Raw genomic sequence first — 14,373 nt, 5'->3', positions numbered from 1 at the left:
AAATGCCCTGAACCGCTGCGGTTCTGCGACCGTCAGCGCCTGTGTCGTGTCTTGGGCATTCGCTCGAGCGAGTAGCAGACAAAGCGCTTTGGTAGCGCTAACATCGGCATTATTGTTGGGGCTGGTTTAGAGCGTCAAATACTAAAAAATTAGTCCTATATGCTTTTTCGTTTCTAACAGGATTGCCTCTTGAGCGAAGAAAAACCGCGCAAACGCCGTGGCGCCGGGCGCGTCACTCTTAATACCGTGGCGCGCCAGGCCGGGGTGTCGGCGATCACCGTGTCGCGTTATTTCAATCAGCCAGAGCAGGTCTCGCCAGAGCGCCGGGAGCGCATCGCGGCGGTGGTGGCCGAGCTGGGTTATGTGCCGAATCTGGTGGCCGGTGGGTTGGCCTCGGCGCGCGGGCGGATCGTGGCCATGGTGATTCCCAACATCTCCGGGCCGATCTTCGCCAACACCATCCAGGGCTTCAGTGACACGCTCAGCCGCCATGGTTATCAGCTGCTATTGGCGTCCAGCTACTTCAGCGCCGACCAGGAAGAAAGCGCGGTGCGCGCGTTTCTCGGGTGGTCGCCGGCGGCGTTGGTACTGACCAGTCGTTTCCACAGCGCGGGCACTGAAAAAATGATCGCCGAGGCAGACATTCCGGTGGTGGAAACCTGGGATTACGTGCCCGCGCGCGAACCCTTGCAGATTGGCTTCTCCCATTACGAGGTGGGCGTCAGTGCTGCGCGCTACCTGTATGCCAAGGGTTATCGGCGCATCGCCTTCGTGCAGAACAGTGCGCCCGGCGACTTCAGCGCGCTGGAGCGGCGCGACGGTTATGCCGCCACCGCCGCCCAACTGGGTGTGCAGCCCTGGGTGTTTGCTCCGGATGCGGACCTGGCGCCTTTCGAAGCCGGCAAGCAGGCAATGCAGGTGCTGATGAGCCACGCCACGCCGCCGGATGCGATTTTTTTTGCCAACGACAACCTGGCCGCCGGTGGTTTGCTGGCAGGCCAGCGGGCCGGATTGAACATCCCGCAAGACTGCGCCGTGCTCGGTTTTGGTGATTACCCCTTTGCCGAAATGCTTTTGCCAAGTCTGAGCACGATAAAACCGCCAGCCCTGGACATCGGAATATTAGCCGCCACGCGGGTACTTGAAAGTTTGGGTGTTCTGCCAGTGGAGGATGAAGTTGTGCGATTGAATCTTCTGGAGTGTCGCTTGATTGAGCGTGAGAGCACTTGAATAACTAGTGAAGTGGCTAATTGCAACTAGCTCACTTCTGGTGGTTCACTCCAAAGGCCCTAAATCAAGGGCTGTACCGGAAATCCGGGACAGCCAATGCGTATTCTTTTCAGTTTGTTTCCAGCCGTCAGGAACTAGATTTACAACTTTCAGTCGATTAACCCGGTTAACCCCGACTGCGGCGTGGCGAACTAATGGCACTTCTCCGGTATTGGCCAGTAGTTCCAAATAGCCATACTTTCTCGCAACTAGACACCCCACACTATGTCGTCAATGCCCATCGATGCCTGCACTCTGCAGATCCCGCACACCGACCACGTGTGCGCGTGGCTGATGCGGCACGCCGGGCTGAAAACGGTCGACCTGGAGCGCGCCCGGCGCCTGTCTACGGACGCCGGCGACCTGCTCGGCCTGCTCGCGCGTCTGGGGCTGGTCTCCGAAATCGAGCTGGCCCGCGCCTGGGCGGACCTGCTTGGCGCGCCGCTGTTGCTGGCCGATGCCGCGCCGCCGCTGCTCGACCCGTTGCCCGCCCTCACTGAGCGCTTTATGCGCCACTACCAGGTTGTGCCCATGGGCTGGGCCCAAGGTGGCCTGCGCGTATTGGCGGCCAACCCGGCGCACCTCTATCCCTTTCAAGCCCTGGCCTACGCCTGCCAGGTGCCGGTGTGGCTGGCCATCGGCCCGCGTACTGAAGTCGACACGCTGATCGAGCGCTACTACGGCCAGGGCCGCTCCGCCATGGGCACCCTGATCGAAAACCTCGATGAGCAGGGCGGGGCGCTGGAAGATATCGAACACCTCAAGGACATGGCCTCCGAAGCGCCGGTGATTCGCCTGGTCAACTTGATCCTGCAGCGTGCGGTGGAACAGCGCGCGTCGGATATCCACATCGAACCCTTCGAAAACCAGCTCAAGGTGCGTTACCGCATCGACGGTGTGCTGCACGACGCCGAAGCGCCGCCGGCCAGTTCGTCGGCGGCGGTGATCTCGCGGGTCAAGATCATGGCGCGCCTGGACATCGCCGAACGGCGCCTGCCTCAGGACGGGCGGATCATGCTGCGCGTCCAGGGCAAGGCGCTGGACCTGCGCGTGTCCACGGTGCCCACCAGCTTCGGCGAATCGGTGGTGATGCGCCTGCTCGACCGGCAAACCGTGCAGTTCGACTTCCAAAGCCTGGGCTTTGACGGCCAGCGCCTGGCGGCGTTTCTCGACCTGCTCGAACGCCCGCACGGCATCCTGCTGGTCACCGGGCCCACCGGCTCAGGCAAAACCACCACGCTCTACACCGCGTTGTCGCGGCTCAACACCGCTGAACGCAAGATCATCACCGTTGAAGACCCGGTGGAATACCAGCTCGAAGGCATCAATCAGATCCAGGTCAAGCCCGCCATTGGCCTGGACTTCGCCGGCGCGCTGCGCTCCATCGTGCGCCAGGACCCGGACGTGATCATGGTCGGCGAAATCCGCGACCTGGAGACCTGCCGCATCGCCATCCAGTCCTCGCTCACCGGCCACCTTGTGCTCTCCACCCTGCACACCAACAGCGCTGCCGCGAGCATCACGCGCTTGCTGGACATGGGCGTGGAAAGCTACCTGATCGCCTCGACGGTCAGCGGCATTCTCGCCCAGCGCCTGGTCCGGCGCCTGGACCCGGCGACCCGCGTGGCATTCGAAGCCGCGCCGGAACTGATCGAAGAACATGGCCTGGATCGCTTGACCGACCAGCGCCCGATCCTGCTCTACAAGGGCACTTATCGCGGTCGCAGTGCAATCACCGAATTGCTGGTGATGAACGACGAACTGCGCAGCCTGTTGATGCGCCACGCCGACGCCACCACGCTGGAGCAGGCCGCGCGCCGCGCCGGTCTGCGCACCTTGCATGAAGAAGGCCTGCGCCAGGCGCTGGCGGGCGTCACCTCGCTGGAAGAAGTGCTGCGCGTCACCCGTGGAGAGGGCGCGTGAGCCTGTTCAGGTTTCGCGCGCTGGACAGCCAGGGCGTGGCCCACAACGGCACGCTGCAAGCCCAGGACCAGGCGGCGGCTATCGCCGTCCTGCACAAACGCGGTTTACTGCTGTTGCACATCGAAGTGGCCGGCAGCCCGCTGCTGCGCACTGCGCGCGGGCCGTTGAAGGGCGCGGCCCTGGTGAGCTTTACCCAGCAACTGGCCACGTTGCTCGGCGCCGGCCAGCCACTTGAGCGCTCGCTGGGCCTGCTGCTCAGGCAACCCGGCCAGCCTCAGGTGCGGGCGCTGATCGAGCGTATCCGCGACCACGTCAAGGCGGGCAAGCCGTTATCCGCCGCGCTGGAGGAGGAGGGCGATACGTTCTCGGCGCTGTACTTGAGCATGGTGCGCGCCGGTGAGGCCGGTGGCGCGCTGGAAAGCACCTTGCACCAGCTGGGCGACTATCTGGAACGCAGCCAGTTGCTGCGCGGCGACGTCATCAATGCGCTGATCTACCCGGCGTTCCTGGTGGTCGGCGTGGTGGGTTCGCTGGCGCTTTTGCTGGCGTACGTGGTGCCGCAATTCGTGCCGATTTTCCAGGACCTGGGCGTGCCGATTCCGCTGATCACCGAGGTCATTCTCGCGCTTGGCCAGTTCCTCGGCGCCTATGGCGTGTGGGTCCTGGGCGCTCTGGTGGCGGTCATCTGGATCGTGGCGGCACGCCTGCGTGATCCGCTGCGCAGGCAGCGCTACGACCGCCGCCTGCTCGGCATTCGCGTGATCGGCCCGCTGCTGCAACGCGTCGAAGCCGCCCGACTGACGCGCACCCTCGGCACCCTGCTCAGCAACGGCGTGGCCCTGCTGCAGGCACTCGTGATTGCCCGCCAAGTCTGCACCAACCGGGCGCTGCAGGCCCAAGTGGCGGACGCGGCGGAATCGGTAAAAGGCGGCGGCACCCTCGCCAGCGCGTTCGGCGCGCAACCGCTGCTGCCAGACCTGGCCCTGCAAATGATTGAAGTCGGCGAACAGGCCGGTGAGCTGGACAGCATGCTGCTCAAGGTCGCCGAGGTGTTCGACGTCGAAGCCAAACGCGGCATCGACCGCCTGCTCGCCGCGCTGGTGCCGTCGCTGACCGTGGTCATGGCCGTGCTGGTGGCGGTGATCATGCTGGCGATCATGCTGCCGCTGATGAGCCTGACCAGCAATATATGAACCTTCAAGGAGCCACTCCCATGCGACACCTCCAACTCGGATCGACACGCCGCCAAAGCGGTTTCACCCTGCTCGAAATGCTCGCGGTGATCGTGTTGCTGGGCATTGTCGCGACCATTGTGGTGCGCCAGGTCGGCGGCAACGTGGACAAGGGCAAATACGGCGCAGGCAAGGCGCAACTGGCCGGCCTGAGCATGAAAATCGACAGCTATGCCCTCGACGTAGGCGCGCCGCCCAACAGCCTGCGACAGCTGGTGGACAAGCCCGCCAACGCATCCAGCTGGGCCGGCCCCTACGCCAAGCCCTCAGACCTCAAGGACCCGTTCGGCCATGCCTTCGGCTATCGCTACCCCGGCGAGCACGGCGCCTTCGACCTGATTTTCTACGGTCAGGACGGCCAGCCGGGCGGCGATGGCTACAGCGCCGACCTGGGCAACTGGGAATAACCTCGCCATGGCCCAGCGCGGCTTTACCCTGCTGGAGATGCTGGTGGTCATCCTGTTGATCGGCCTCGCCGCCGGGTTGCTGGGGCTGGGCGTGCGCCAGGGTTTGCAGGCGGCGCAAGAGCGTCGCGTGGTCGGGCAGATGGTCGATGCGCTGCGCACCACGCGGGCCGGGGCGGTTGTCAGCGGCACGGCGGCGCGCACTGAATTCGATCTGCAAAAAATGACCTTCCAGGCGCCGGGCCGCGCGCTGCAACGCTGGCCGGTTGAGCTGCAGGTGAGCTTGCACACTGCCGAACAGGCCGGTTCGGCTGTCGAGTTTTACCCCGACGGCAGCTCAACCGGCGGCCATCTGTTGTTGGCCAATGGCAGCCGGCGCTGGCGCATCGACGTGGGCTGGCTGACCGGCAGCGTGCAGTCCAGGGCGCTGCCATGAAATACCAGACAGGTTTCACCTTGCTTGAAATGCTCGCCGCACTGACCTTGATGGCGGTGTGCGGCACAGTGTTGCTGGTCGCCTTTGGCCAAAGCGCGCGCTCGTTGTCGAAAGTCGCCCACAGCGACCGCCTCACCCATGCGGCGCTGACGGTACTCGACCAGGAAGCGGCGGGGCCGCTGGCTGAAGGTGTCAGTGAAGGTGACTTGCAGGGCATCCACTGGCAACTGACCCAGACCCGACAACAGCCGCACCTTTTTCGCCTCGACCTGACCGTCAGCGAAGGGCCGCACCAGGCCCGTTTCAGTACCTTGAAGGCGCGCCTGTGAAGCGCCGCGAGCAGGGCTTCACCTTGCTGGAAATCCTCGTGGTGCTGAGCCTGCTCGCGGTGCTGCTGGTGCTGGTGGGCGGGGCGTTGCTGGGCGCCAATCGCGCCGTGTCCAAGGCCCAGCGCTACACCACCAGCCTGGATGAGATGCGCGCCGCCCAGCAGTTTTTACGCACGGCGATCAGTGAAGCGCTGCCGCTGGACGTCACCGAAGATGACAGCCAGACCGATGGTTTTTTTGTCGGCACGCCCCAGCGATTGCAGTTTGTGGCGACGCTGCCGGGTGTGCTCGGCGGCGGCATTCAGCGGTTCACGCTGCAAGCGCAAAAACAGGCATTGCAGGTGTCGTTTGCTCAGCTCGAATCGCACACCAACGTCGCCCGCAGTGAGCCGCAAGTGCTGCTCAAAAACGTCCAGGACGTGCAGTTCAGTTACCGCGGCGTATCGCCTTTGGGCCAAGCCACCGGATGGATCAACCAATGGCCGTGGCCCAAGCGTTTGCCCGCTGCGGTGCGCATTGCCGCGCGCCTCGACGGCCCGCTGCCGTGGGTTACCCAAGTGATTGCCCTGCGTCTTAACCTCGCCAGCGGAGCGCTGGAGGAATGAGGCGCCAACGCGGCGCTGCGCTGCTGCTGGTGCTGTGGGCGCTGGCCTTGCTCAGTGTGTTGCTCGGCGGCCTGGCCGGTTGGGTACAGCTGCAAAGCCGCCAGGCCCTGTGGTTGCGCCAGCACACCCAGACCGTGCTGGCTGCCGAAGCCGGCATCGCGCTGGTTATGGCCGATCGGCGCTGGATTGCCGACGGCCGTGACATCCCGCTGACCTTCGACGATGCCCAGTTGCACGTCAGCCTGCGCAGCGAGCGCGGCAAGCTCTACCTGATCAACGCCGAGGCCGATGACTTGATGCGCCTGGCCCTGGCCTGCGGCGCCACCCAGGCCCAGGCCGACCAATTGATCAAAGCCTTTGAGGCGCGCCGCAAGCACGGCCTGCCGCCGTTTCGGGTGCTGGAAGAAGTGCGCCAGCTGCCCGGCATGACACAAACGCTGTACAGCCAATTGCTGCCGGAAATCACCCTGTGGAGTGACCTGGATCGACCCGATCCGGCCTTCGCCAGCCCGCTGATGCGCAAGGCGCTGGACTTGCCGCGTCAGAACGCCGAAGGCGCCGACCCGGGTGTGGTGCTGGTGGTCGACAGCCACGCACAGCGCCCCGGCGGCTACCAGGCACGCCTGCAACTCACCGTTTTATTGAGCCCCTCGGAGGACAGCGCGCAACCCTACCGGGTGCTGCGTTGGCAAGAATGAATCGACTGGAACCCATCGCCCGGCACTGGCGCGGCAGCCTGCTGCAACAGGGCTGGCGCCTGTGGCTCGCGGAGTTGCGCGCCTGTGTCCCGAAATGGCTGGCCCTGAGCGAGCCGCCTGAGCAGGTCTGCCACTGGCCACTGAGCGAACCGGTCACACTCGCCAGCGCGCGCCAGGTGCTGATGCTCGCGCCCGACGCGGTGCTGCTGCAAACCGTGCAGCTGCCGCTGGCCGCCGCGCGCAACCTGACCGCCGTGGTCGGGTACGAGCTGGATCGCTACACGCCCTTCGAGGCTGACCAGCTGTACTTCGTCGCGCGCCAGGAGCAACGCACCGCCACGCACCTGCAGGTCACGCTGGTGGCGATCCTGCGCGAACAGCTGGACCAGATCCTCACCGACTGCGCCGCCCTTGGCGTGCACCCTCATCGGGTGGATGTGAACCACCTGGGCATCGACTTGCTCCCCGCGCCACTGCGCCCGCGCCAACGCCCCACCGGCAAAGGCCTGCAACGCAGCCTGCCGTGGCTGTGCGGCGCCTTGCTGATTGCGGCGATGTTGCTGTGGCTCAACGACCGCCAGCGCGTGCTCGACGCCATGCGCGCCAGCGTGCAGCAGCAAAAAGCCCAGGTTGCCGAGGTGCACGCCTTGCGCCAGCAACTGCTCAATACCCGTGGCGCGGCGCAATACCTGACCCGGCGCAAACTGGCGCAGCCGCCCTTGGCCGCGTTGCTCAATGACCTCACCACCTGCCTGCCCGCCGACACCTGGCTCGACCAGCTGGACGTCAAGGACGGCGAGATTTCCATCTCCGGGCAAAGCGCCAAGGCCAGCGCGCTGATCACCCGCATCAAGGGTTGTCACAGCCTGGAAAACGCCCAGTTCGAAGGGGTGATTCAACCCGATGCGCGCACCGGCAAGGACCAGTTTGCCTTGCGTGCCCACCTACGCCAGGAGGCCGCCGATGCGCCGACCCCTCACACCCCGTGAACGTCGCGGCGCGGCCTTGCTATTGCTGGCCGTGGTCGTCGGCGCGGCCTACTGGCTGTTGATCGACAGCTGGTTCGCCGGCCCCTTGCGTGACATGGGCGAACAGGCCGAGCAGTTGCGCGAGCAGCAGCAACGCTACGCCGGCGTGGTGCGCCAGGGCGATGCGCTGCGCCAGCAACTTCAACAGGCCCGCCAGGACCCGGCCAGCAGCACCAGCCTGTTGCCGGGCGATGACCCTGACGTGGTGGCCGCCGACCTGATGCAGCGTCTTGCCGACCTGATCAACAGCCACGCCACGCTCGGCGGCGGCTGCAGCCTGACCCAACGCAAGCCCATCACCCCCGAGCAGGACGAGGGCGAGCCGTATCGCCAGGTCAAAGTCAGCCTGACCCTGAACTGCGCCATCGAGCCCTTGGAAGCCGTGCTGCATGAGCTGGAGTACCAGCCGCCGTTTTTGTTTGTGGATGAGCTGCGCATCCGTCGCGGCCAGCAGGCGCCAGCCAGCGGTGGGGCGGGAAAACTGCTGGTGCACCTGTTGGTGCGCGGCTATCTGCAACCGCAGGTGGCGCGATGATCGGCGCCCTGCGCCCCCTGGAGTGGGGCTTGCTCGGCTTGGCCGGGTTACTCGGCGTGCTGATGGCGGTCATCCTCAGCAGCATCGGCGATCAACCGCAGTGGCTGCCCGAACCCGTCGCGCGTGCGCACCCTGCGGTCAGTGCGCGCGTGGCGCCAAGCGTGACACTCGACAGCCTCGCCGCCACGTGGCAAACGCCGCTGTTCAGCCCTGATCGCAGCCCCGACAGCGTGGTAGGCAAAGCCCGAGTCTCGAGCCTGGCCAACCTGACCCTCAGCGGCATCATGATCACTGGCAACCTGCAAATGGCGATGCTCAAGCAGGCCGACGGCCGCCCGCTGACCGTGCGCCTGGGCCAGACGCTGCCCAACGGCTGGCGCCTGGAACACCTGACGCCGCAATACGCCCGTTTTGCCCTGGATGGCCGCACGCAAACCTTGCACCTCTATGCCAAACGCCTGCCGCCGCCGTCCACCCGGCCCCCGATTACTCTTCCCCGCGAGCCCCTCCCTTGATCGACATGCGCACTTCAACATTTTGCCTGGCCACCGCCCTCGCACTGGGTGGCTGTGGCGCCTTCCCCGACCGCCCCGACGCGGACGACGAGCTGCTGCACGAAGCCATGCAGGGCACCGGTTCACAACGGCCGCCGACTGCGGCGCCTGCGCCTGAAAGCCCACCGCTTGCAGCCAGGCCAGCGCCACAGCGCCAGGTGATCCGTGGCAACCAGCAATTCGTGCGCCCGCCCACCGCAACACCGAGCGCGAAGGAGCAGGGCGGCGACATCGTGTTCAATTTCGCCGACCAGCCCATCGAAGCGGTGATCAACAGCGTGATGGGCGACCTGCTGCACGAAAACTACAGCATCGCCCAAGGCGTGAAGGGCAACGTCAGCTTCTCCACCTCCAAACCGGTGGACAAGCAGCAGGCGTTGTCGATTCTGGAAACCCTGCTGTCCTGGACCGACAACGCGATGATCCGCCAGGGCCAGCGCTATGTGATCCTGCCCGCCGACCAGGCCGTGGCCGGCAAGCTGGTGCCGCAAATGCACGTGGCTGTGCCGTCCAGCGGCCTCTCTGCGCGTTTGTTCCCACTGCGGTATATCTCCGCCACCGAGATGCAAAAGTTGCTCAAGCCGTTTGCCCGCGAGAACGCGTTTTTGCTGGTGGACCCGGCGCGCAACATCCTCAGCCTGGCCGGCACCGCGGAGGAACTGGCCAACTATCAGGAGACCATCGACACCTTTGATGTGGACTGGCTCAAGGGCATGTCGGTGGGCGTGTTCGGCCTGCAACGCGCGTCAGTGGCCGAGTTGATGCCCGAGCTGCAAGCCATGTTCGGCCCGGACAGTGGCATGCCGTTGGCGGGCATGCTGCGGTTTTTGCCGATTGAGCGCACCAATTCGGTGGTGGCGATTTCTTCACAGCCGCAGTACCTCAGCGAGGTGGGTGACTGGATCCGCACCATCGACGAGGGCGGCGGTAACGAGCCGCAGATGTATGTCTACGATGTGCGCAATATGAAGGCTTCGGACCTGGCCAGGTACCTGCGCCAGATCTATGGCAATGACGCGATCAAGGACGACGCGCCGGCGAAGGTTGCGCCGGGTTTGCGCACGGCGACGTTGTCGTCGCTCAACAGCAATTCCGGCGGGTTGCAAGATGCGCCGCCGCCTGCCGAGGAGCCTGAGCAAGCACCGGACGTTGCTGCGCCTGCGGCGGATAAAAGTCTTGAAGCCGGAACTCGGATTACTGCGCAGAAGAGCAGTAACCAACTGCTGGTGCGCACGCGTCCGGCGCAGTGGAAGGAGATCGAAGCGGCGATCAAACGCCTCGATAATCCGCCGCTTCAGGTGCAGATCGAGACGCGCATTCTTGAGGTCAAGTTGACCGGGGAACTGGACCTTGGGGTGCAGTGGTATCTGGGGCGCCTGGCGGGGAATTCCGGAAGTAATACGGTGGCGAATGCCTCGGGCAGCCAGGGGGCGCTCGGGGGCGGCGGGGCAGGGCTGGGGGCGTCGGATTCGTTGTTTTATTCGTTTGTCAGCACCAATTTGCAGGTGGCGTTGCATGCGTTGGAGACCAATGGGCGTACTCAGGTGCTGTCGGCGCCGTCGTTGGTGGTGATGAATAACCAGCCGGCGCAGATTCAGGTGGGGGATAACATTCCTATCAGTCAGACCACGGTGAATACCGGCAACGCCGATTCCACCTTGAGCAGCGTCGAGTACGTGCAGACCGGGGTGATTCTGGATGTGGTGCCGCGCATTAATCCGGGCGGGTTGGTGTACATGGATATTCAGCAGCAGGTCAGTGATGCCGAAACTCAGAGTGGTACCAGTGATACGCCGGTGAATCCGCGGATATCGACGCGGTCGGTGTCGACGCAGGTCGCGGTGCAAAGTGGGCAGACGGTATTGCTGGGCGGGTTGATCAAGCAGGACAACGCGCAGAGTGTCAGTGCTGTGCCGTATCTGGGCAAGATTCCCGGGTTGCGGTGGTTGTTTGGTAACACCAGCAAGTCCAAGGATCGCACGGAGTTGATTGTGTTGATTACGCCTCGGGTGATTACCAGCAGCAGCCAGGCGCGGCAGGTGACGGATGATTATCGCCAGCAGATGCAGTTGCTGCGGCCGGCGAGATGAAGTGAAGCAATGGGGTGGAAAATGTGGGAGTTGGGTCGCCTGAGATGGCGGTAGCTCGTGTAGATATCCGTTGCTGCGGTAACGGCCGCTATGGGTTGCGCTCTTACAGCGGGTCACTTTTGGAAGGACCTGTACGGACCCAAAAGTAACCAAAAGGTCCTCGCCCCACCACTCGGCACTTCGCCTGGGCTCGGTGTGCCCTCACGCAGGCTTTGGAAAAGCAGAGCACGGCGGCCTGGTAGCCGACCTGAGTGGTAGAAGCAAAAGCACAGCAACACATCTCTATCTGATGCACAGAGATCCAAATGTGGGAGCGGGCTTGCCCGCGATGGCATCAACCGGGTATGCCTGATACACCGAGTCGTCTGCATCGCAGGCAAGCCAGCTCCGACATTTGATTGAGTGCAGCCTCCAGGATCAGGTCGGCTGTCAGCCCGCCGAGCTGTAGATTTTGATCCTGGGTGCTCAGTTAAACCACGCTGGCGACCCGCGCTTGATCTCAAGAAGACATTACCAATACGAATAAAATTATTAATAAATAATGAAATTGGAGAATATTAGCTTATGCCCAAATAGCATTATATTTTTAAAATCCATTCCGTTATGTTTGATCGCAACAGCCTACCCCTGACCTCGGATGGTACCCAGCGTGATTCAGATTCTGCGCGCCATAACCGGGTAAAGACCCTGCGGCAGAATCGTTGGAACGGAGTTCAACGTATGTTGCCCATTCAAACCCCTCGCTCGCCCCACACCTAGTTTCCAATCGCCGAAACACCCTCGAAAAATCCGAGCACCGCGCCCGACCGCGCGAGCGCCCGACTTCGCGATCTGGAAAGTCTGGAGTGGCCATGAAGCACGTTTTACACCCCACCACCGCCCTGGCGCTGGCCCTGCTGGCGAGTGCAGCTCAGGCCCAGGACGACAGCACCCTGTCCACCGTGGTGGTCACCGGCAACCGTGGCGCCGAGCAGCGCACCGTCACCAGCAGCCCGGTGCCAATCGATGTCGTCAGCGCCAAGCAACTGCAAAACACTGGCAAGCCCGGTTTGATGGAAGCCTTGAGCGCGGTGATCCCGTCGCTGACCCTGCCGGAAAAAACCGGTTGGGACGCCAGCGGTATTGCCCGCGCCCCGAACCTGCGCGGCCTGAGTGCCGCCGAAGTGCTGGTGCTGGTCAACGGCAAGCGCCGTCACACCAGCGCCACCCTGAACATCAACGGCATCAACACCGGCGCGGCTCCGGCTGACTTGGACCTGATCCCAATCAGCGCCATCGACCACGTTGAAGTGCTGCGCGACGGCGCTGCCGCCCAATACGGCTCGGACGCCATTGCCGGGGTGATCAACGTGATCCTCAAGGCCGACACCAGCGGCACCGCTGTGACCAACATCGGCCAGGGTTACGACGGCAAGAAACAGACCGTGCAGCAAAGCCTCAACAAGGGTTTCGAAATCGGCAACGGCGGCATCGTGCAGTTGGCCCTGGACGCACGCAGCCAGAATGACGACAACAAGGCCAGCGCCAACGGTTACACCTACGAGCAAGCCTATGGCCTGGCGGGCAAGTCCACTTATGGCGGCTACGGCACGCCCAAGACCAACCTGCTGACCCTGGGCTACAACGCCGAGCTGCCGATTGATGACAGTTTGAGCCTGTATTCCTTCACCACCTACTCGCGGCGCAAGGCCGAGCAAGGCCAGAACTTCCGCTTGCCGACCATCACCAACACCATCACTACCGGGCCCAATGGTTACCCGGCCGGCTACACGCCGACCTGGTACATCGATGAGGATGATTTCCAGGCCGCGTTCGGCGGCAAGGGCACGGTCGGCGCGTGGGACTGGGACCTGTCCACCACCTACGGGCGCAACGAAGCGGAGCAGGGCACCACCCACAACCAGAACCCGTCGCTGGGCGAGTACACGCCCAACAGCTTCACCTCCGGCACCTGGATTTCCACCGAGCTGACCACCAACCTCGACTTCAAGCGCGGCTTCGACATTGGCCTGCAAAAGCCGTTGGACCTGTCTTACGGCTTCGAGCATCGGCGCGACACCTATGAGGTGCAGGCCGGTGACTACGCGTCCTATGCCAATGGCGGTTACTGCGTGGCGCCGGGCAATTGCGCGTCGTCCGGGGCGCAGGTCACCAACGGCATTTCACCGGCGGAAGAGAGCAGCGCCTCGCGCAACAGCCTCGCCAGCTATGTCGATGTGGGCTTCAACCCGCTGCCGGACTGGTACGTGGGCACCGCGTTGCGCTATGAGCATTACAACGAAGGCGTCGGCACAACCCGCAGCGGCAAGCTGACCACGCGCTACGATTTCACCCCGCAGTTCGCCGTGCGCGCCACGGTCAGCAATGGTTTTCGCGCGCCGTCCCTGGCCAACAGCCTGTTCAGCGCGCGCTCCACGACCTATGGCGTGGTCGACGGCGTGTATCAATCGATCAACTACGGCGTGTTGCCCGTGGGGTCGGCGGCGGCCAAGGCCTTGGGCGCCGAGGGCTTGAAACCCGAGCGTTCGACCAACTTCAGCCTCGGTTTCACCCTCACGCCCACCGACCGCTTGAACTTCACCGCCGACGCCTACGTGATCAACCTGCGTGACCGCATCACCCTGACCGGCACCCTGCTGGGCCCGGAAGTCACCCAGGTCTTGCAGAACAACGGCATCAACTCCACCTCCGGCGGCCAGTACTTCATCAACGGCGCCGACACCCGCACCAAAGGCGTGGACCTGGTCAGCAACTACAACCAGGACATCGGCCCGTACGGCTCGCTGAAGTGGACGGCCGCGTTCAACTGGAACCAGACCAAGATCCTCAACTACAAGGCGTCCACCGACATCCTCGGCACCTCCTATGACCTGATGGACCGCCAGGCCCGCGGCCTGATCACCGATGTGCAGCCCAAGACCAAGCTGATCCTGGGCGGTGACTGGAGCATTGACCGCTTCAACCTCAACCTGGCCTTGACCCGTTACGGCGCTTACAAAGAGGTCAACGTTTCCGCCAACCGCAGCCTCGACCGGGTCTACAGCGCCAAGTGGATCACCGACCTCGACCTTGGCTACAACCTCACCAAAGACCTGAACGTCGCCGTCGGCGCCAAGAACCTGTTCGACCAATACCCCAAAAAACAAGGCGTGCCGAGCAGCACCATGCTCGCCAGCTACGGCACGTATTCGCCCTACGGTTTTACCGGCGGGTACTACTACACCCGGCTGACTTACGCCTTCTAAGGCCGCAACTCGCGAGGAATAGACC

Annotated in this window: 13 protein-coding genes; all 13 read left to right on the top strand. The window is 63.8% G+C overall.

The window, feature by feature from the left end:
- Positions 1-189: 189 nt before the first annotated feature.
- The 13 genes from ACP7B3_RS04585 to ACP7B3_RS04525 all read left to right on the top strand — a co-directional run bounded on the left by ACP7B3_RS04585 (position 190) and on the right by ACP7B3_RS04525 (position 14,348).
- Positions 190-1,230, top strand: a complete 1,041-nt coding sequence (locus tag ACP7B3_RS04585) for a LacI family DNA-binding transcriptional regulator (protein WP_426178173.1) — start codon at positions 190-192, stop codon at positions 1,228-1,230.
- A gap of 264 nt (positions 1,231-1,494) precedes the next feature.
- A complete protein-coding gene (gene gspE, locus ACP7B3_RS04580; protein ID WP_426178171.1) occupies positions 1,495-3,192 on the top strand; it encodes a type II secretion system ATPase GspE in 1,698 nt (565 codons plus the stop codon).
- Entirely contained in the window at positions 3,189-4,385 is a 1,197-nt protein-coding gene (gene gspF / locus ACP7B3_RS04575) for a type II secretion system inner membrane protein GspF (protein WP_426178169.1), read from the top strand. The genes gspE and gspF overlap by 4 nt, the downstream gene beginning before the upstream one ends.
- Positions 4,382-4,831, top strand: a complete 450-nt coding sequence (gspG, locus tag ACP7B3_RS04570) for a type II secretion system major pseudopilin GspG (protein ID WP_145165883.1) — start codon at positions 4,382-4,384, stop codon at positions 4,829-4,831. Before gspF ends, gspG begins: the two co-directional genes overlap by 4 nt.
- Before the next feature lie 7 nt (positions 4,832-4,838).
- Positions 4,839-5,264: a prepilin-type N-terminal cleavage/methylation domain-containing protein gene (locus ACP7B3_RS04565; protein ID WP_426178167.1), complete on the top strand. Its 426-nt coding sequence runs from the start codon at positions 4,839-4,841 to the stop codon at positions 5,262-5,264.
- A complete protein-coding gene (locus tag ACP7B3_RS04560; protein WP_426178165.1) occupies positions 5,261-5,593 on the top strand; it encodes a type II secretion system protein in 333 nt (110 codons plus the stop codon). Before ACP7B3_RS04565 ends, ACP7B3_RS04560 begins: the two co-directional genes overlap by 4 nt.
- Positions 5,590-6,198 (top strand): prepilin-type N-terminal cleavage/methylation domain-containing protein, encoded by a 609-nt coding sequence (locus ACP7B3_RS04555; protein WP_426178163.1) that lies wholly within the window; start codon positions 5,590-5,592, stop codon positions 6,196-6,198. The genes ACP7B3_RS04560 and ACP7B3_RS04555 overlap by 4 nt, the downstream gene beginning before the upstream one ends.
- Positions 6,195-6,896: a type II secretion system minor pseudopilin GspK gene (locus ACP7B3_RS04550; RefSeq protein WP_426178161.1), complete on the top strand. Its 702-nt coding sequence runs from the start codon at positions 6,195-6,197 to the stop codon at positions 6,894-6,896. Before ACP7B3_RS04555 ends, ACP7B3_RS04550 begins: the two co-directional genes overlap by 4 nt.
- On the top strand, positions 6,893-7,885 hold the full coding sequence (locus ACP7B3_RS04545) for a type II secretion system protein GspL (RefSeq protein ID WP_262210295.1): 993 nt from the start codon (positions 6,893-6,895) through the stop codon (positions 7,883-7,885). Before ACP7B3_RS04550 ends, ACP7B3_RS04545 begins: the two co-directional genes overlap by 4 nt.
- A complete protein-coding gene (gene gspM, locus ACP7B3_RS04540) occupies positions 7,860-8,459 on the top strand; it encodes a type II secretion system protein GspM (RefSeq protein WP_242151007.1) in 600 nt (199 codons plus the stop codon). Before ACP7B3_RS04545 ends, gspM begins: the two co-directional genes overlap by 26 nt.
- Entirely contained in the window at positions 8,456-8,974 is a 519-nt protein-coding gene (locus ACP7B3_RS04535) for a hypothetical protein (protein ID WP_426178158.1), read from the top strand. Before gspM ends, ACP7B3_RS04535 begins: the two co-directional genes overlap by 4 nt.
- Before the next feature lie 5 nt (positions 8,975-8,979).
- The gene (gene gspD / locus ACP7B3_RS04530) at positions 8,980-11,103 is read left to right on the top strand and encodes a type II secretion system secretin GspD (RefSeq protein ID WP_426178156.1); all 2,124 of its coding nucleotides are present in this window, start codon (positions 8,980-8,982) and stop codon (positions 11,101-11,103) included.
- Between the two features lie 851 nt (positions 11,104-11,954).
- Entirely contained in the window at positions 11,955-14,348 is a 2,394-nt protein-coding gene (locus ACP7B3_RS04525; RefSeq protein WP_426178154.1) for a TonB-dependent receptor plug domain-containing protein, read from the top strand.
- The last annotated feature ends 25 nt before the right edge of the window (positions 14,349-14,373 follow it).

This window comes from Pseudomonas sp. TWRC1-2 (genome assembly GCF_049896685.1).
GTDB lineage: Bacteria > Pseudomonadota > Gammaproteobacteria > Pseudomonadales > Pseudomonadaceae > Aquipseudomonas.
This window is presented reverse-complemented; position numbering and strand designations above follow the sequence as displayed.